Annotated in this window: 15 protein-coding genes; 10 read left to right on the top strand and 5 right to left on the bottom strand. The window is 59.9% G+C overall.

Annotated features, from left to right (window positions below; all coding sequences use genetic code 11):
- The first annotated feature begins 6 nt into the window (after positions 1 to 6).
- Both DKB71_RS00485 and DKB71_RS00480 read left to right on the top strand, forming a co-directional pair.
- A complete protein-coding gene (locus DKB71_RS00485; protein ID WP_408599346.1) occupies positions 7 to 1,203 on the top strand; it encodes a DUF3142 domain-containing protein in 1,197 nt (398 codons plus the stop codon).
- Complete coding sequence (locus DKB71_RS00480) at positions 1,190 to 3,316, top strand: hypothetical protein (protein ID WP_408599345.1); 2,127 nt, start codon at positions 1,190 to 1,192, stop codon at positions 3,314 to 3,316. Before DKB71_RS00485 ends, DKB71_RS00480 begins: the two co-directional genes overlap by 14 nt.
- 3 nt (positions 3,317 to 3,319) lie before the next feature.
- Here DKB71_RS00480 and DKB71_RS00475 read toward each other — a convergent pair whose 3' ends face one another.
- The gene (locus DKB71_RS00475) at positions 3,320 to 3,949 is read right to left on the bottom strand and encodes a LysE family translocator (RefSeq protein ID WP_408599344.1); all 630 of its coding nucleotides are present in this window, start codon (positions 3,947 to 3,949) and stop codon (positions 3,320 to 3,322) included.
- Positions 3,950 to 4,095: 146 nt separating this feature from the next.
- Between DKB71_RS00475 and DKB71_RS00470 the strand changes: the two genes are divergently transcribed.
- Positions 4,096 to 4,569 carry an Lrp/AsnC family transcriptional regulator gene (locus tag DKB71_RS00470; RefSeq protein WP_248686030.1) on the top strand — a complete coding sequence of 158 codons (474 nt, stop codon included), beginning with the start codon at positions 4,096 to 4,098 and terminating at the stop codon, positions 4,567 to 4,569.
- A gap of 135 nt (positions 4,570 to 4,704) precedes the next feature.
- Here DKB71_RS00470 and lpdA read toward each other — a convergent pair whose 3' ends face one another.
- A complete protein-coding gene (lpdA, locus tag DKB71_RS00465; RefSeq protein WP_408599343.1) occupies positions 4,705 to 6,105 on the bottom strand; it encodes a dihydrolipoyl dehydrogenase in 1,401 nt (466 codons plus the stop codon).
- Positions 6,106 to 6,323: 218 nt separating this feature from the next.
- Here lpdA and hflK (DKB71_RS00460) point away from each other — a divergent pair, with 218 nt between their 5' ends.
- The 5 genes from hflK (DKB71_RS00460) (at position 6,324) to cfaB (ending at position 13,639) form a co-directional block, all read left to right on the top strand.
- Complete coding sequence (gene hflK / locus DKB71_RS00460) at positions 6,324 to 8,288, top strand: protease modulator HflK (RefSeq protein WP_408599342.1); 1,965 nt, start codon at positions 6,324 to 6,326, stop codon at positions 8,286 to 8,288.
- Positions 8,285 to 9,322 (top strand): protease modulator HflC, encoded by a 1,038-nt coding sequence (hflC, locus tag DKB71_RS00455; protein ID WP_408599341.1) that lies wholly within the window; start codon positions 8,285 to 8,287, stop codon positions 9,320 to 9,322. Before hflK (DKB71_RS00460) ends, hflC begins: the two co-directional genes overlap by 4 nt.
- Positions 9,319 to 10,377: a protease modulator HflK gene (hflK, locus tag DKB71_RS00450; protein ID WP_408599340.1), complete on the top strand. Its 1,059-nt coding sequence runs from the start codon at positions 9,319 to 9,321 to the stop codon at positions 10,375 to 10,377. The genes hflC and hflK (DKB71_RS00450) overlap by 4 nt, the downstream gene beginning before the upstream one ends.
- Positions 10,374 to 12,284, top strand: coding sequence for a heavy metal translocating P-type ATPase (locus DKB71_RS00445; RefSeq protein ID WP_408599339.1), 1,911 nt, complete (start codon positions 10,374 to 10,376; stop codon positions 12,282 to 12,284). The genes hflK (DKB71_RS00450) and DKB71_RS00445 overlap by 4 nt, the downstream gene beginning before the upstream one ends.
- Before the next feature lie 170 nt (positions 12,285 to 12,454).
- Positions 12,455 to 13,639 carry a C17 cyclopropane fatty acid synthase CfaB gene (gene cfaB, locus DKB71_RS00440; RefSeq protein WP_274073761.1) on the top strand — a complete coding sequence of 395 codons (1,185 nt, stop codon included), beginning with the start codon at positions 12,455 to 12,457 and terminating at the stop codon, positions 13,637 to 13,639.
- On the opposite strand, the gene cls is transcribed toward cfaB, so the two are convergent.
- A complete protein-coding gene (gene cls, locus DKB71_RS00435; RefSeq protein ID WP_323625742.1) occupies positions 13,636 to 15,075 on the bottom strand; it encodes a cardiolipin synthase in 1,440 nt (479 codons plus the stop codon). The genes cfaB and cls overlap by 4 nt on opposite strands.
- Before the next feature lie 132 nt (positions 15,076 to 15,207).
- Here cls and DKB71_RS00430 point away from each other — a divergent pair, with 132 nt between their 5' ends.
- A complete protein-coding gene (locus tag DKB71_RS00430; RefSeq protein ID WP_323607383.1) occupies positions 15,208 to 15,729 on the top strand; it encodes a DUF3617 domain-containing protein in 522 nt (173 codons plus the stop codon).
- A gap of 57 nt (positions 15,730 to 15,786) precedes the next feature.
- On the opposite strand, the gene DKB71_RS00425 is transcribed toward DKB71_RS00430, so the two are convergent.
- Positions 15,787 to 16,686, bottom strand: a complete 900-nt coding sequence (locus DKB71_RS00425) for a His/Gly/Thr/Pro-type tRNA ligase C-terminal domain-containing protein (RefSeq protein WP_408599338.1) — start codon at positions 16,684 to 16,686, stop codon at positions 15,787 to 15,789.
- Between the two features lie 193 nt (positions 16,687 to 16,879).
- The gene (gene folE2, locus DKB71_RS00420) at positions 16,880 to 17,776 is read right to left on the bottom strand and encodes a GTP cyclohydrolase FolE2 (RefSeq protein ID WP_323607407.1); all 897 of its coding nucleotides are present in this window, start codon (positions 17,774 to 17,776) and stop codon (positions 16,880 to 16,882) included.
- Positions 17,777 to 17,870: 94 nt separating this feature from the next.
- Here folE2 and zigA point away from each other — a divergent pair, with 94 nt between their 5' ends.
- A complete protein-coding gene (gene zigA, locus DKB71_RS00415; RefSeq protein WP_408599337.1) occupies positions 17,871 to 19,076 on the top strand; it encodes a zinc metallochaperone GTPase ZigA in 1,206 nt (401 codons plus the stop codon).
- Position 19,077 lies beyond the last annotated feature (1 nt).

Genomic DNA, 19,077 nt, shown 5'->3' with positions numbered 1-19,077 from the left:
TTTCTCATGGTTTTCCTCACTCGCGTGATCGTCTCACTGATGACGCTGGCGCTGCTCGGTGGTTGCGAACAGCAGGACGCACCGCCACTCGATCAACAACTCTATGTCTGGCAACGACAATGGACCCCCGCGCACGAAGCGGCGTTGCGGGACAGTCACGCCGATTTTTCCACCTTGCGGGTGTTGGCATTACAGGCATTCCCTCAGGCAGGCTGGACTCGGGCGCGGATCGATCCGGCACTGCTCAAGCGTGATGGCCGGTCGTTGATTGCAGTAATTCGCCTTGATGGCCAGCTCCAGTCGCTGAACCAGGACGAGGTCACGCAACAGATCCAGCAACTGATCAGCGATTGGCAAGAGCAGGGGTTGGCCCTCGCCGGCGTGGAAATCGACCACGATGCGGGTAATGCCCGGCTAGCTGACTATCGTGAATTTCTTGTGCACCTGCATTCTGTTCTACCTCCGTCCATGGCCTTGAGCATCACTGCATTGCCAGCGTGGCTCGACAGTCCAGAGTTGCCGGGCTTGTTATCCACCGTCGATAGCAGTGTGTTGCAGGTACATGCCGTGAGCGATCCCCGCCGCGGCTTGTTTGATCCCGACCGCGCTCGACAATGGGCAATGGCCTGGAGCCGCATCACCTCGAAACCTTTTTTTCTGGCCCTGCCGGCTTACGGGGTAGCGTTGTTGCCGAGTGTGGATGGTGCGCCCGTCGTGGAAAGCGAAGTAACAATTGAAAGCAACGGCCAGCGGCAGGAGTTGTTGGCTGATCCACTGCAATTGAGCAAACTTGCTGCCCTGTTGCGCGCGGATCCGCCGGCGCATCTGGCCGGTCTGATCTGGTTCCGCCTGCCTTTGGCCAACGACCGTCGAGCCTGGAGCCTGACAACCTTGCGCGCGGTGTCCCGTGGCGAGGTCCTTAGCAGTCATCTGGCGCTCAACCTCACGCAGCACGAACGCCTCTTTGATATCGCTATCAGCAGTGAGGGCAACCTCGACAGCGCCTGGCCCGAGCGCGTGACCCTGGCGGTAGAGGGTTGCGAGGGGGCCGATGCGCTAGCCGGGTATACGTTGCAACAAGACCCGAATCTGCTTACCTTCACCCGCCTGCGCGAAGGTCGGATTGCGGCTGGCGGACAGCGCGCCATTGGTTGGGCACGCTGCGAAAAAATTGATCAAGGAGCTTCGAATGTTCACCCGTAACTGGCCCCGTCATCTGCTCAGTCTGAGCCTCAGCCTGCCATTGGCGGCCATGGCGTGCGGGCCGGATTTCCCCATGCGGCTGCTGGACAATCGAGGTCAATCCCTGGCGGAGTTGCCGGAAGGCAATTTCCGTTTCGAGGTGAGTCGCCTCGGTCATGCGATTGCCGGTCTCAAGCCTGTCACGGTAGCCACCCTTGTCCCGGGCCAGTCTTATGGTGAAGTCTCCGAACATGCCGAGCAGCGTGATCAGGCTGAGCAGACGAGTTTGACGAATGAACAGCAGGCGCTGGTGAAACAATTGCGTGGTCTGGCCGATGCCCGTCAGGTTGAAGCACAGGGCGCGAGCCTGCCCGCCGAACTCAGCTTCTATCTGGCGGGCGCGGTGGCCTTCAATGCCGGCGATCATACGCTGGCCGCCGAATACTTCCGTCAGGTGCTGGCGCTGCCCGCAGATCAACGGGCCTTGCGCAGTACCTGGGCTGCCTACTCATTAGGTCGCGCGTTGTTTGCCATGAGTTCGCAGGCTGATGCTGCTCCGGACCTGCTGGATCAATCCCGAAAAGCCTTTGAGCAAACGCGTCAGCTGAGCATCGATGGCTTCAGCGACCCCCTCGAACTAGGCGTCGCCAGCCTCGGCGAAGAGGCCCGAGTGGCTCGCACGGTCGGTGACTGGAATCGCGCCATCGAACTCTATGCCACGCAAAACCTTCTGGGTTCGGCAGTGGGTTACACCTCGTTGAAGCTGTTGATGGCTGATCTGGCGGCGATGCCGGAGGATCAACTGGTCGGATTGCTCAAGGGCAAACCGGTGCAACAGCTGGTGACGGCGTCGTTGATCAGCCGACTCGGATGGTCATTCGGTGATCAACCGCCGAACGAGCTGAAACTGATCAAACTGCTGCAAAACAGCACGCGCGGTAGCCTCGATAACGCCGATCGCCTGGCGGCAATGAACTATCAACAAGGTGATTACGCCAGCGCCCAGGCCTTCCTTGAACATGCCGGGGAGGGCGGGCTGGCTTGGTGGCTGCGGGCAAAACTGGCGGTGCGCGCAGGCGATAAAGCCGCTGCAGCCGCTGCCTATGCCAAGGCCGCCCAGGCCTTCCCGCAGAATGAAACCTGGGGCGATCGCAGAACGCCGGACTACGATTACGAAACACTCCAGCCCAAGTGCCGCGTCGAGGGCGAAAGCGCGATTCTTGCGCTGCAACGCGGGGATTATCTGCAAGCGTTCGATCAGTTGTATCGCAGCCAGGACATCTATTGGCTGGACGCGGCCACCGTTGCCGAGCGAGTGCTGACGGTGGATGAGCTCAAGCAATACGTCGATACCCAGGTACCGGCGCCGCCAGCGCTGAGCCAGCAGGACCGCGATAACTATGCGCCATTGCCGGTGGCGGCGAAGCTGCGCAATCTGCTTGGGCGGCGATTGTTGCGCGAAGAGCGTTATGACGAAGCAACGCGATACTTCGACAGCGTCGAGTTGCAACAGAAGGCCACATGGTACGGGCAGCTACGCAACGATGCCGAATCCAAATGGTGGCCGAGTAAAAGGGCGTTCGCCTACTTCCACGCAGCAACAGTGGCTCGCTACGATGGCATGGCACTGCTGGGCTACGAGATGGCGCCTGATTATGCGACCTTCGACGGCAACTACAGTCTTGCCGTTAGTGAGCTGAAGGTTGGGCCTGTGGTGACCGAGGATGAAGTCCGTCGCCAGCAAGCGAGCGCTGCACAGCCCGATCAACGCTACCACTATCGATTTGTTGCCACCGCATTGGCCAGTCGCGCCGCCGACCACCTGCCTCATACCAGTCAGGCTTTTGCAGCCGTGCTGTGTGCCGCGTCGTCGTGGAATTCCAGCCCTGAAGAGCAGAGGGCTTTCTATCAACGCTATGTGAAGGAAGGTCCCTATGTGAGCTGGGCGGCTGGCTTTGGACATCATTGCCCTTATCCCGACTTCCCGAACGCTGACAAGCGCTATGTCACCCAAGCGACAGATTCCGTGCGTGCGGTGCTGCGTCCCTACAAAAAACCTTTGCAATACGTTGGCGTAATTGGAGTAACGGCAGTGGCGCTGCTGCTGATCATCCGCCGTCGCAAGGCGCAATAAGGTTCAAGCCTGTTGAACAAAGGTCAGCCGCACGGCGAAACCGATCAACAGGCTACCGAACAGCCATTGTTGCAGGCGCTGGGCGCCGGGGTTGCGTTGCAGCCAACGACCCAGCGCGGCACCGGTCAATGCGTAGGCACTGTCGAACAGCAAACCGACACCGACCAACACCAGACCCAGTACCGCAAATTGTGCGAGTACCGGCCCGTTGAGTGGATCGATGAACTGCGGCAACAACACCGAGCAAAACAGCAACGCCTTGGGGTTGAGCAGATTGGTCAGCAGGCCGCGACGGATCGCTTCGCCCCAGCGTGGTTTTTCATCCGTCGCACCTGGACCGTTCAGGCTAGGCAACATCGTCGTGCGCAGACATTGGATACCGATCCACAGCAGATACGCCGCACCGAGCAGGCGCACCAGGTCAAAGGTCCAGGGAGCAGCCTTGAACAATGCCGCCAACCCCAACGCCGCCAGCACCACATGACAACCGCGGGCGATACCCAGGCCGACCGCCGTGGCCAACGCGGCACCTTTGCCCTGACGGGCACCTGTTTGCAGCAGCAGGATCATGTCCGGTCCCGGCAACAGATAGACCACTGCCAGCGCCATGAAAAACAGCCACAGTCCCGCCATGTTGCACCCCTGTTCGTTGTCGATTCAGTAGCGCCAGTCTAGAGGTGGAGGGCAGGGCATGTGCTTGCGTAGTTCGCTTCTAACGCGGCCAGTCTTGGCATAACCTGCCAATAAATCACAGCTCAACCAGCAGGATCTGCCAAACGATGAAACTGGACGCCTACGACCGCAAGATTCTCGCCGCGCTGCAACGGGACGGGCGCCTGAGCAATGTGCAACTGGCTGAAGAAATCGGTCTGTCTGCCTCACCCTGTTTGCGACGGGTGCGGATGCTGGAAGAGGCCGGCGTGATTCGTGGCTACCAGGCCAGTCTGGATCGGGATGAAGTCGGGCTCGGGCTGACCGTGTTCGTCGGGGTGAAAGTCGAGCGACATAACGACGAGCAGGCGGAAGCCTTTCGCCTGGCGGTGACCGCGTTGCCGGAAGTTGTTTCGGCGTTTCTGGTGTCGGGGGAATCGGATTTTCTTCTGCAGGTGGTGGTACCGGATCTACGCGCCTACGACCGATTTCTCACCGGGTGTTTGTTGAAGCTGCCGGGTGTGAGCGATATCCGCAGCAACTTTGCGATCCATACGGTCAAGACGCCGGGGGCGTTGCCCTTGGGACACTTACCGCTTTAGATCGGAGCGACCTCTTCGCGAGCAAGCCCGCTCCCACGTTGGATCTGTGGCGATCACAAATCCCCTGTAGGAGTGAGCTTGCTCCGGGCGGCGTTCCGACGATGGCGATAGATCGATCGCCGCCAATCTCCAGGCTTACATCTGCGTCGCCATCCCCTCTACATTCATCGCCGCCTGACGCAAGGCTTCGGACCGGGTTGGGTGTGGATGACAGGTCAGGGCAATGTCTTCGGCGGACGCGCTGAACTCCATGGCCACGCAATATTCGCCAATCATTTCACTGACGCTCGGCCCCACAAGGTGCACACCGAGCACTTCGTCGGTACGCTCATCGGCCAAAACTTTGGCGAAGCCTTCGGTTTCGTGATTGATCTTCGCCCGGCTATTGGCGGTAAAGGGAAACTTGCCGACCTTGAAGGCACGGCCTTCGGCCTTCAGTTGCTCTTCGGTCTTGCCGACGCTGGCCAGCTCGGGTTTGGTGTAGATCACGTTGGGGATCAAGTCGTAATTGACCTCACCGGCCTTGCCGACGATCTGCTCGACGCAGGCCATGGCTTCGTCTTCGGCCTTGTGCGCGAGCATCGGGCCGGACGTCACGTCGCCAATCACCCAGACTCCCGCCGCTTCAGTACGATGCCCCTTGTTGGCGAGCATGCCGCGTTTGTCCGTGGCGAGACCGACGTTCTCCAGCCCCAGGCCTTGTGTATAAGGCCGGCGTCCGATCGCCACCAGGACGTAATCGGCTTCCAGCGACTCGGCGGTGCCGCCCGCGGCTGGCTCGATGCTGAGCTGAACACCGGTGGCAGAGGCTGTGGCGCTGGTTACTTTTGAACTCAACTTGAAACTGATGCCTTGTTTGCTCAATGAACGTTGCAGGGTCTTGCCTGCTTCGCCGTCCACCCCCGGGCAGATCCGATCAAGGTATTCGACCACGGTCACTTGCGCCCCCAGGCGCCGCCAGACCGAACCCAGCTCCAGGCCGATCACCCCGGCGCCGATCACCACCAGGTGTTTCGGTACTTGCGTCAGTGACAGTGCGCCGGTGGAATCGAGGATGTGTTGGTTATCGATGTCCACGCCGGGCAGGGGAGTGGGTTCGGAGCCGGTGGCGATGATGATGTCTTTGCAGCTCAGTTCGGTCTTGCCCCCGGCGTTATCCGTCACGGTGACTTTGCCGGGCCCGTCGATGTGCCCCCAGCCCTTGATCCAGTCGACCTTGTTTTTGCGAAAGAGAAACTCGATGCCCTTGGTCAGCCCGGTCACGCTTTCATCTTTCTGTTTCATCATCTGGGCGAGATTGAGCGTGGGTTTGACCTCGATACCCAGGTTGGCGAATTCCGCACCCATGGCCGCATCGTAGAGTTCAGACGCGTGCAGCAAAGCCTTGGAGGGCATGCAACCGACGTTCAGGCAGGTGCCGCCGAGCGTGGCGCGTCCTTCTACGCAGGCTGCCTTCAATCCCAGTTGGCCCGCACGGATCGCTGCGTTGTAGCCACCGGGACCACCACCGAGTATCACGACGTCATAAGTGCTCATGGATGTACTCCTGGATTAAAAGCGGTTTGGGGAGGGATAAAAGTAGTCTTTGAATAATATTACGAGCGTAATATGAGCCTTCCGATGCATTTCGGTCAAGGCTTCAGCCTAGCGACAGGTAATGCATCTTTAGATAGGGCGATTGAGTACGAAAATTTCACCAGTACTGTTATATCGTAACTAGATGCCGCGTGGGCAAAGCTAAACACTGGGGTGGTATGCAAGTCGATCTCGAAGAGGGTGATGATGGAGCGCAGGTAGCCAGGCTGCCGCGCTTTCAGCAGGCGGTTTTTCAAGGGCAACGATTGCGCCGATTCGCCATCGGCCTGGGTGCGCTCGCGGCTCTGGGCCTGGTGCTGGGTTTTTTTATCGGGTTGTTTGCGCCGTTATCCCTTTGGCCTGCTCTGTTGTTCAATCAGTGCGCCGCGTTGCTGGTGTTAGTCGCTGGTTTGCAATCCGCCTGGTGGGTAACGCAATGGCGTGCGCGCGCGATGAATCCCTTGGCACCGGTGGCCGACGCTGATGAGGCTGAAGTTCCTGAGGGCTGGTACGAACGGCTGCTGGAGGATTTCAGTCAGCGTTGGCTGATGCTACTCAGGAAAATCGGTGCCCCGACGCTGTGGCTGGGCGGTTGGGCGTTGCTGGCATTGCTGTGCGTCGAACAGGCATGGAACCTTGATTTGCCGCCCGCGACGCTGGGAGTGTCGGCCACTATCGGTGCGACCGTGGCGTTAATGCTGGCCTTTGGTTTGCTGGTTCTGGAGCGTCAGCTGGCTCAGGAAAACAGCGCTCAATGGCCCGAGGCAGGCACCTTGGCGCAACTGACTCGCATGGTCATCATCAGCCTGGTATTGGGCGCGGCATGCCTGTTTTTCGTGAAGGAAACGTCGGTTTGGCCGGTGCGCCTGGTGGTACTGATCGGCCTGCTGCCGGGGTTCGTTGCCTTCGAGTTACTGCTGCGTGCCGTGCTGTCACTGTTCAGCCCTCACCGCGAACAATTGGAACCTCCTTTGCTGGCGCGTAGTTTTGGCGCCGACTTGTTGCGCTGGCCGCCGCAGCCGTTGCTGGCGCTGCAACACGAATTGCACAATCGCTTCGGCATCGACCTTCGGCAGTTCTGGGCTTTCACTTACATGCGCCGGGCATTTATACCTGTGCTGGGCGTCGTGGCCTTCGTCGGTTGGTCACTGACCGGTGTCCACGAAATACCGCTGCAAGGGCGGGGTATCTACGAGCGCTTCGGCAAACCGGTAACCGTGTTGGGGCCTGGTTTGCACGCAGGTTTACCGTGGCCGTTGGGCCGGATGTTGGCTGTCGAAAACGGAGTGGTTCACGAGTTGGCCACCAGTGTCGGCGAAACGTCGGTACCGGTGCAGGCAGACCCCGCCGACGGCCCGGCACCAATGACCGCCAACCGGTTGTGGGACGCCAGCCATGTGAATGACAAATCCCAGGTGATTGCCAGCAGCCGTGCCGACAAGCAGAGCTTCCAGATCGTCAACATGGACTTGCGTTTTGTTTATCGCATCGGTTTGAGCGATCAGGCGGCATTGGCGGCGACCTACAACAGCGCCGATGTGCCGACCCTTATTCGCAGTACCGCCAGCCGCATTCTGGTCCACGACTTTGCCTCACGAACCCTCGACGGTTTGCTCGGTGAGGATCGGGTAGGGCTGGCCGAAGAGATTGGCCGTGCCGTTCAGGCCGACCTGGAAAAACTCGACAGCGGTGTGGAAATTCTCGCCACGGTAGTCGAAGCCATACATCCCCCTGCGGGGGCCGCCAATGCCTATCACGGTGTGCAAGCAGCGCAGATCGGCGCGCAGGCCTTGATCGCCCGTGAACGTGGAGCTGCCGCCGAGGCCACCCACCAGGCGCAGTTGCAAGCGAGCATTGCCCGAGACCAGGCCATGGCGACTGCCCATGAAATCAACGCGACGGCCAAAGCCGCCGACCTGAAATTTACCGCCGAACAAAAGGCCTATGCGAATGCCGGCCAGGCCTTCGTGCTGGAGCAATACCTCAGTCAACTTTCCCAGGGCCTGACCAATGCCAGGCTGTTGGTCCTCGATCACCGCCTGGGCGGCAACAACAATGCGCCGACCATCGATCTCCGTACGTTCACGTTGCCGGCAGACCCTGCGCCGGCGCGGAAAACTGCTCAGCCAGGAGCCGCCCATTGAGCCAGGTACCTACTCATGATCACGACCACAGTGGCCACGATCACGGCCATGGCGGACATCACCACGGTCATCACCATCACCACCACGGCGATCAACAGGAAGCCGGCCCATTCCCTTGGCGACGCATGGGCTGGGCAGTTTTATTGGTGGCGTTTGCCGTGGCGGCCGCGAGCCTGGTGCAGGTGCGATCGGGGGAAGCCACGGTCATAACGCGTTTCGGCAACCCCTCGCGAGTGTTGTTGGAACCGGGCCTTGGCTGGCGCTGGCCGGCGCCGTTCGAAGCAGCGATCCCTGTGGATCTTCGGTTGCGCACGACATCCAGTGGTTTACAGGATGTGGGTACGCGCGATGGTTTGCGCATCATCGTTCAGGCTTACGTGGCCTGGCAGGTGCAAGGTGATCCGGACAATGTGCAGCGCTTCATGCGCGCCGTGCAAAACCAGCCGGACGAAGCGGCACGGCAGATCCGCACCTTCGTTGGCTCGGCCCTGGAAACGACGGCCAGCAGTTTCGATCTGGCTAACCTTGTGAACACCGACGCCAATCAGGTGCACATCGCCGATTTCGAAGCGCAGTTGCGTAAGCAGATTGATCAGCAGTTGCTGGCCACCTATGGCGTGCGAGTGCTGCAAGTGGGCATCGAGCGCTTGACCTTGCCGTCGGTCACGCTCACGGCGACGGTCGATCGCATGCGTGCCGAGCGTGAAACCATCGCCACTGAACGTACCGCCATTGGCAAGCGTGAAGCGGCGCAAATTCGCTCGGCCGCCGAGCGTGATGCGCGAATTGTCCAGGCCGATGCCACGGTGAAAGCGGCTGACATCGAGGCGCAATCCCGGGTCGAAGCCGCGCAGATTTATGGTCGCGCCTACGCCAGCTCACCAGAGCTTTACAACCTGCTGCGCTCGCTCGACACCCTCGGCACCGTGGTCACGCCGGGGACGAAGTTGATCCTGCGTACCGATGCCGCGCCTTTCCGCGCGTTGGTTGAAGGTCCGCCTACGCTCGAAAACAGACCCGGATCGAAGCCATGAATTTGGTTCCACGTGGAACAATTGAGGTGAGCAGCCCGTGGATTCAGGCCGGACGCTTGGCGTTTCTCGCCCTGTATGCGGTAACGGTGTTGGCCGCTTTGGTGTGGGCGTTCTCCAATGTGCGGCAGATTGATCCACAGAATCGCGCGGTGGTTTTGCACTTCGGCGCGCTGGATCGCATCCAGAATGCCGGTTTGCTTTTGGCTTGGCCGCAACCGTTTGAACAGGTGGTTTTGTTGCCGGCGGCGGATCGGGTAATCGAGCGTCGGGTGGAAAACCTGCTGCGCACTGACGCCGCCTTGCAGGCGGATCGCGTGGCCAGTTTTGCCACGCCGATCAGTGATGCACTGGCAGGTTCCGGTTATTTGCTGACGGGGGATGCCGGTGTGGTGCAACTGGATGTACGGGTTTTCTACAAAGTCACTCAGCCCTATGCCTTCGTGCTTCAAGGCGAGCATGTGCTGCCGGCCCTGGATCGTTTGGTGACCCGCTGCGCCGTGGCACTCACCGCAGCAAGAGATCTGGACACTATCCTGGTCGCACGACCGGAGTTGATCGGTGCTGATAATCAGGCAGCCGAAAGGCGCGAGCGTTTGCGGGGTGACTTGGTACAAGGCATCAACCAACGCCTCGCGCAATTGGCAGCGACGGGGCAGGGGCTGGGGATCGAAGTGGCGCGGGTCGATGTGCAATCGAGTCTGCCGGGTCCTGCAGTCAACGCCTTCAATGCCGTTCTGACCGCCAGCCAGCAAGCCGACAAAGCCGTGGCCAACGCGCGCACTGAAGCCGAGAAGCTGATACAGGCCGCCAACGAACAAGCCGATCGCACACTGCAAGTCGCCCACGCCCAGGCGAGTGAACGGCTGGCGAAAGCGTCTGCCGATACCGCCACGGTGACGAGTCTGGCCAGCACGCAACAAACGGGTGTGGACCCGCAAATGTTGCTGCGAATCTACCGCGAGCGGATGCCGAAAATTCTCGGTCAGGCCGGCTCAGTCACCACAGTTGATCCGAAAGACGATTCCCGCCTGATCATCCAGGGAGCTGCACGATGACCGGTCAATCCGCCGCTGCACCGAGCCTGTTGTCCTCGGCCGAACAGCGCAGCGCCGCGCGCCAACTGACCCTGGCCATGCTCGCACTCGGCTTGCTCACGCTGGGCCTCGTATGGCGCTGGCTGTCGCCGGAACAGACCGGGGTCAGTCAATTGCTGCTGGGTTTTGCTTCCGTGCTGGTGGCCGTGCCCGTGATGCGTTCGGCCTGGTACAGCTTGCGGTATCCGAGTCTGCACGGCATCACCGATCAATTGATCGCCTTGGCCATGCTCGGCGCGTGGGCGACAGGCGATTTGCTGACTGCAGCATTGCTGCCGATCATCATGATCTTCGGCCATGTGCTGGAAGAGCGCAGCGTGATCGGTTCCCAGGAAGCCATTCATGCCCTCGGCAAACTGACACGCAGCCACGCGCGCAAGGTTCAGGCTGACGGCTGCGTCGTCGAGGTCGACAACGCTACGCTGAGGGCTGGCGATCGGGTGGAAGTCCGAGCGGGTGATCGGGTACCGGCGGATGGCCGGGTGTTGTCCGGTCAGGCGAGCCTGGACACCGCATCCATTACCGGCGAGTCAGTGCCGATGGAGGCGGGCATCGGCATGGCGGTATTTGGTGGGGCGATCAATCTCGACGGCCTGCTGCGAATTGAAGTGACTCGAACCGGCGACGAGTCGACCCTCGGCAAAGTGATCGCGCTGATGCAGAACGCCGAGCGTTCCAAGCCGCCGATCACCCGGTTGCTGGAGCGTTACGCTGGCAGCTATCTGGTGCTGGTGTTGCTGTTGGCCGCTGTTACCTGGTTCATCACCCACGATGCCCAGGCCATGCTCGCAGTGTTGGTGGCTGCCTGTCCTTGTGCGTTGGTGTTGTCGGCACCCGCAACGGCCATTGCCGGGGTAGCGGTGGCAGCGCGACACGGCATTCTGATTCGCAGCTCGGCGTTTCTCGAGGAGCTGGCAGATCTGACATCGCTGGTGGTCGACAAGACCGGAACACTGACCTTTGGCACCTTGCGCCTGCAATCCATCGACAGCCCGTTGGCGGATCGCAACCACGTCCTGAAACTCGCCGCCAGCCTCGGTTCCGCCAGCAGTCACCCGGTCAGCCGGGCGCTGTCCGGGCTGGTGACACCAGAGCATTTTCTGCCGCTGGCGGATATTCACGAGCGTCAGGGGCTGGGGGTGGTGGCCTTGACGGAGCAGGGCGAGGCCGCGCTTGGGCGGCCGGAGTTGTTCGCCCAGTTGGGTATAACGACCTCAGACGTCCCTGGGCACGACGGCCCCATTGCCGGGCTGGCGCTCAACGGTGAGTTTCTCGCCTGGCTGTTGTTGGCCGACAGCGTCAAACCCGAAGCGAAGTTTGCCTTGGGCGAGCTCAGGGACCTTGGCTTGGGTCGCCAGCTGTTACTCACCGGCGACCGGCACAGCGTTGCTCACGCGCTCGCCCGGGATGTCGGCATCAGTGAAGTCGAGTCGCAGGCCTTGCCCGAGGACAAACTGAATCGCGTGCTGAAAGAAATCGGTAACGGTTTTCGTCCCATGGTGGTGGGCGATGGCATCAACGATTCCCTGGCGCTCAAGGCTGGCGTTGTTGGTGTGGCGATGGGCGCGGGCGGGGCAGACATCGCGCTGGCTTCCGCAGATATCGTGTTGATAGGCAGCGACCTGCGTCGCCTCGGCACCTGCGTGCGCTTGAGTCGTCAGTGTCGTCAGACCTTGCAGGTCAACGTGATCATCGGTCTGGGCTGGACCTTGGCAATCGTTGCTTTCGCGGCGTTTGGCTGGCTCGGGGCAGCCGGTGCGATGATCGCGGCGTTGCTGCATAACCTCAGTACGTTGTTGGTGTTGGGTAATGCCGGGCGTTTACTGCGCTTTCAGGAGCCTTTACTCAAGCTCAAGGACGGGTTCTGAGAAATTCAGAACTGTACGCCGGATTTGCAGTCACTCTAGGTGAGAGCGGTCATTTCTGTGAATTCAGGCCAGTCTTGGACTCATAGGGGATCGCTATCCAATCGATAGCCAGCTATTTTTCAAGGATGGACTAATCTCACAGCAGACGTCTGAAACAAGGGGGATTTTCCATGCTCGCGCAACTTCCACCGGCCTTACAGAATCTGCAGTTACCGTTACGCCTGCGACTCTGGGACGGCCACGAATTCAATCTGGGGCCGACGCCCAGTGTCACAATTGTGGTCAAGGACCCACAAATGGTTTCCCAGTTCACCCACCCTAGCCTGGACGCGCTCGGGGCGGCGTTCGTCGAGGGCAAACTGGAGCTGGAAGGTTCCATCAGTGACGTGATCCGCGTCTGTGATGAGTGGAGTCATGCATTGCTCGGTGATCTCGACAGCCAGCCTGTGCGCACCGCCCACGACAAGGAGACGGATGCCAAGGCGATTTCCTACCACTACGACCTGTCCAACGCGTTTTATCAGCTGTGGCTCGACAGCGACATGGCCTATTCCTGCGCCTATTTCGAGACCGGCAGCGAAACCCTTGAGCAAGCCCAACAAGCAAAATTCCGCCACCTGTGTCGCAAGTTGCGGCTGCAACCTGGCGAGTATTTGCTGGATGTCGGTTGCGGGTGGGGCGGGTTGGCGCGGTATGCGGCTCGTGAATTCGGTGCGAAAGTTTTCGGGATTACCCTCAGTAAAGCGCAACTGGACCTGGCACGTGAGCGTGTTAAAGAGGAAGGCCTGGAGGACCTGGTCGAGCTGCAGTTACTCGACTACCGCGACCTGCCTCAGGACGGGCGCTTCGACAAGGTGGTCAGCGTCGGCATGTTCGAACACGTCGGTCACGCGAACCTGGCCGAGTATTGCAAAACCCTGTTCGGCGCGGTGAAAGAGGGCGGCCTGGTGATGAACCACGGGATCACCGCCAAGCACACCGATGGGCGTCCCGTTGGGCGCGGTGCGGGTGAGTTCATCGAGAAATACGTGTTCCCCAACGGCGAGCTGCCGCACCTGTCGATGATCTCTGCCGAGATCAGTGAAGCAGGGCTGGAAATCGTCGACGTCGAGAGTTTGCGCCTGCATTACGCGCGGACCCTGGATCACTGGAGCGAACACCTGGAAGACAACCTTGAGGCCGCTTCGAAACTGGTGCCTGATCAAGCCTTGCGTATCTGGCGCCTATACCTGGCCGGCTGTGCCTACGCCTTCGCCCGTGGGTGGATCAACCTGCACCAGATTCTCGCGGTGAAGGCCCACGCCGATGGCAGCCATGAGCTGCCGTGGACGCGAGACGATATCTACAATCCCTAGAGGATGGGTGAAATAAGCCGGGCGACCCGCATGCCGACCTGCTGCAAGCGGCGGGTCTCCCGGCCTTCATCCTTGGCGATTTCGTGTGCCAGGTCGAAGTCGTCATTGAGCATCTGCTCCACCTGTGCGGCAAACGCCCTGTCGACCGTCAGCAGCATCACTTCGAAATTCAAGCGAAACGAACGGTTGTCCATGTTGGCGCTGCCAATGGCGCTGATTTCACTGTCGATCAACACCACTTTCTGATGCAGGAACCCGGGTTCGTAGCGGAACACCCGCACACCCGCGCGCACGGCTTCGAAGGCATAGAGGCTGGAAGCGGCGTAGACGATGCGGTGGTCGGGCCGCGACGGCAGCAGTATCCGCACATCGACGCCGCGCAAGACCGCCAGGCGCAACGCCGCGAGGACCGCTTCGTCGGGGATGAAATAAGGGCTGGTGATCCATACGCGTTCGGTCGCCGCATGGATCGCTTCGACGAAGAACAGCGAACAGGTTTCGTAGGCGTCCGCCGGGCCGCTGGCGAGCATTTGGCAAAGCACTCCATCGTCCGGATACACCTCCGGGAGAATCAGCTGTGGTAATTCCCGGGCCGCCCAGAACCAGTCTTCGGCGAAGGACTCCTGCATGCAGGCCACCACCGGTCCCCGTACCTGCACATGGGTATCGCGCCACGGTGCCAGGGGTGGTTTCTCGCCCATGTATTCGTCGCCTACGTTGTGGCCACCGACAAAGCCAAGAATGCCGTCGACGACCACGATCTTGCGGTGGTTGCGAAAGTTGACCTGGAAGCGATTGAGCCAGCCGCTGCGGGTGGCGAAGGCTTTGACCGCAACGCCGCCATCGCGCAGCGACTGGACATAACCATGGGGCAGGGAGTGGCTGCCGATGCGGTCGTAGAGCAGGTAAATCGCCACGCCTTCGCTGGCTTTTTGCAGCAGCAGGTCGCGCAGTCGTCGGCCCAGGCGGTCATCGTGGATGATGAAGAACTGGACCAGAACAGCTTCTCTGGCCTGGCTGATGGCGTGGAAAATCGCCTCGAAGGTCGCCTGGCCATTGATCAGCAAGTGCACTTCATTGTTTGCCAGGCAGGGCATGCGTCCCAGCTTCGGCATCGCCCTTAGCGATGCGTAGGCGCTGGAAGCGCGGGCGGTGAGGGCTTCCTCCACCCATGGCCGCCAGTTGAGTTCAGAGACAGCCTTGCGCATCTCCTCGTTGGCTTGGCGCCGTGCCTTGATATAAGCGTCGAAGGAGCTGCGGCCGAATACCAGATAGGGGATGAGTGTCAGGTAGGGCATGAACAACAATGACAAGGCCCAGGCAATCGAGCCTTGGGCGGTGCGGACGGTCAATACGGCGTGGATTGCCGCTATCAAGCCCAATGAGTGCAACAGGGCGATGACGTAGCCAAAAACATGCGGTCCAAAATAATCCATGGGGGCAGCCTTGCTCCTGAAGATTCAATGCTTAACAGACCATGTTCCGTGCAGAATGTCGCTATTTAATTGGCCCATGAACCGAAGCCCGCCGGCGACGTCTAACGGCCACTACTGATCAGGAGTTACTCGATGAACGTTCGTCTGCTGGGTTTGGCCATGGCATTTGGTTTGGTACTTCCTGTGGCGGCTCAGGCGCAGATGCTGCAGCCAGGTTTGTGGGAATTGACCTCGAGCAACATGAAAGTCGATGACCAGAACCTGCCGGATCTGCAACTGATCCTTGGCCAGATTCAAAGCCAGATGACCCCTGAACAACGCGCGCAGCTGGAAAAACAGGGCATCACCATGGGCGGCAAAGGGATTCGGGCGTGCCTGACGCCAGAGCAGGTCAAGAGCGACAACATTCCACTGACCGACCCGCAATCGGGCTGCACCCAGCAAATCACCGAGCGCACCGGTAACCAGTGGAAGTTCCGTTTCAGCTGCCCGAAAGCCCAGGGCACGGGTGTTGCCACGTTCCTCAGCGATCGCGAGTTCACCACCAAGGTCAATGGTACGTTCAACGCCACCGGCATCCAGCAGAAGGGTAGCCTCGATACCCGTGCGGTCTGGTTGGGGCAGGATTGCGGGACTGTGAAGCCACGAGCCTAAACGTTATCGGGCAAGCCTGGCCTTGTAGGAGCGAGGCTTGCCCGCGAAGACGTTCGTTCAGGCACCAGCAATTCCCGGCTGACCCAGCCACTCACACACTGCCTCAACCTTCATCCTGCCAAAATCCTCCCCGTTGCGATTGCGCACGCTGACATACCCGCCAGCCCTTTCCTTTTCACCGACCACCACCAGGTACGGCACCGTCTGACTGTGATGGCGAATCTTGTGGCGCACCTTTTCGTTACGCAGATCCGCCAGGGCACGCACGCCACTGCGGCGCAAACGTTCAGTCACTGTGTGGGCATAGCTTGTCTGACGATCATCCATGCTGACCACCACCACATGGGCCGGCAGGCGCCAATGCTGCAACTCCTGGTGACTGGACCAACAGGTGCCATAGATACGTTGCTGCAAGGTGCCGTTGATGTGATCGAGGGCAAAGGCCTGCAAGACCCTGGTGGTCGGGACATGCGGCCCGCTGGTCAAATAGTCGGAGTCGCCGAGGCGGTACAGCGACAGATTGGGGGAAGACGGGGAGTGGCTCTGACTGCGGCGGATCGAATGGTTGGTCGCTGCCAATGATTGCATGCGCGCTTCGATCAGCGGCAGATCAGTGCTCATCATTGGGCGCTCGACACTGAACTCGCAAAAGAACCCGTCACCCAGCGCCGAGCCGGTGCGCAATTGAGCATGGGCGTGCAGTTGCTTGACCGCCATTGCCAGCATCAGCGAACAGGAGCGCCGGAGGATCTCCAGACCATCGGGTTCCTGCGGCGTCACGATGCTCACCCGGGCACTGGCCCGGATCATGAATTCACAGTCCACCAACAGGCCGTCCACCCGGCCCGCTACCGCAGCGTTGGCCAGCCCGGGGCCAATACTTGCGGCAACCTCATGCACGGACAGCGGTTGATCGTATTCACGCATTGAACCATCGGGCAAAGTGATCTGGATCATGATTGTTGTTCTCGAATGCTTCGATCACATGCGTAGCGGATAAACCTTAGATCCATCCCCGGTCGCTGTCATCTAGACGTTTGTCGTGTCCATTCGAAACTCGTGCTGCAGGGCCCTTGTAGTCGCGTACCAGACCGAAATGGGTATACACCACGTTCACGGTAAATACCTTAAAGAAACGCCCCTGAACGCATCAGGCGGCCTCCCAGTTCCAGCGGCTTTCGGCGACGGCATCGTGGGCATGCAGACTTTCAGCGTGGATGACCCGTATCTGGAAGCCGCGGATGCCGGGTGAGCGTTTCAGGGCCAGGTTCAAGCGCCGAGCGGCATCTTCGCAGAACATCAGGTTCTGTCCGTTTGCCAAGGCGAATGCCTGTTCATCAGCGCGCTTGACGGCGGTTTGTACGGCGGTGCCGAGGGCTGCTTCGGCGTCGTTGATGACTGCGATCAGTGGCAGCTCATCCAGATACTCGTGCAGACGCAGACTCAATTGCGCCGTGCTGCGTTGGCTGTGGGGTGTCGCGACGATGCCTTCGGCGGAGCCGAGCCAAGCCAGTACCTCGGTGCGATGCAAAGCCCGACCAGCAAAGTCATCGACGAATTGCTGTTGAATCAGTTGTCGGGATAGCGCGGCTGAACAAGGGCATGTTGAGGAATAAGGCAGGGCTATTTTTAGTTCCACGTGGAACATCGCGTTTTTCAAACGTGCTTCTATGCTCACGGGATAGCTTTTCCAGCCAGCCAATGGACTGATGAGTGCCGGTCTTTTCAACAGCAGATCGGTGTGAATGTTCAGGTAAGCGCTGTTGGACAGACCTTCGTGACTGTTCAGGAAGCTGCGCAAAACTCGCCGCAGCAGATCCGGCGAGAGCGTTTCGTGCTCAAGCATTTCCAGCGCCAGGTACAGCCGCGACATGTGAATACCCCGGGCCTCGCCATTATCGAGGCTCACTCCAGCATCAGCCGTTGCAGACAATAGTTTGCCATCGAGTAAAACAGGAAGAGCAATGCCACACATGCCCACCCACTCCAGTGGCAGGGCTTGGCGTGAGGCCTGCGCGGCGATGTCCGGCAAAGTCAGCGCGTTCATGGGGTCGATCCATCGTTGAAGTGTTATTGTAATGTTATATGATAACATTCGAGCAGCGATAGATTTTTTATGAATGGCCTGTGAGGAACACCTGATGCCCAATCGCCTTCCCGTGACAGTCCTGTCGGGCTTTTTAGGTGCTGGAAAAAGTACACTTCTAAATTACATATTACGTAATAGAGATGGCCTGAGAGTCGCCGTTATCGTCAACGACATGAGTGAAATCAACATAGACGGTAGCGAGGTCCAGCGCGATGTCAGTCTCAATCGTGCAGAAGAGAAGCTCGTGGAAATGAGCAACGGCTGCATCTGTTGCACGTTGCGCGAAGACTTGCTGGAGGAGGTTGGCGCACTCGCCAGAGACGGTCGTTTCGATTACCTGTTGATCGAATCCACCGGCATTTCAGAACCGCTGCCCGTGGCGGAGACCTTCACTTTCCGTGACGAAAACGGCCAGAGCCTCTCCGACATCGCCCGGCTCGACACCATGGTCACCGTGGTCGATGGCATGAATTTCCTGCTCGACTTCCAGGCCGCCGAAAGCCTGGCTTCCCGTGGCGAGACGCTGGGCGAGGGGGATGAGCGCGCGATCACCGATCTGTTGATCGAGCAGGTCGAGTTCGCCGACGTCATCCTGATCAGCAAGATCGACTTGATCAGCCGCCGTGAACGCGAGGAGTTGATGGCAATCCTCGAACGGCTCAACGCGCAGGCACAGATCATCCCCATGGTCATGGGCGAAGTGCCCTTGGAGAAGATCCTCGATACCGGTCGCTTCAACTTCGAGAGGGCGGCGCAAGCGCCGGGCTGGTTGCAGGAGTTGCGCGGCGAACATGTGCCTGAAACCGACGAATACGGCATCGCGTCCTTTGCCTATCGCTCGCGTCGTCCCTTCCATCCGCAGCGGTTCTTCAACTTCATCAACGGCCCATGGCTCAATGGCCGGCTGCTGCGCTCCAAGGGCTTCTTCTGGCTGGCAAGCAAACACATGGAGGCCGGCAGCTGGTCCCAGGCCGGCGGGATGATGCGTTATGGATTTGCCGGGCGTTGGTGGCGTTTCGTGCCGAAGGAGCAGTGGCCACAGGACCCGGAAAGCAGCGCCGCCATCCTGAAGAACTGGGAAGCTGCCAGCGGCGATTGCCGGCAGGAACTGGTGTTCATCGGCCAGAACATCGATTTCGTACTACTCAACGCAGAGCTCGACGACTGCCTGCTGAACGATGAGGAAATGCTGCTGGACGCAGAGGGTTGGGGCTTGTTGCCTGATCCGTTCGGCCCTTGGCATGAAGACGCCGCCTGAT

Origin of the sequence: Pseudomonas sp. PLMAX (assembly GCF_046042685.1) — a bacterium.
Classification (GTDB): Bacteria; Pseudomonadota; Gammaproteobacteria; order Pseudomonadales; family Pseudomonadaceae; genus Aquipseudomonas; species Aquipseudomonas putida_AE.
This window is presented reverse-complemented; position numbering and strand designations above follow the sequence as displayed.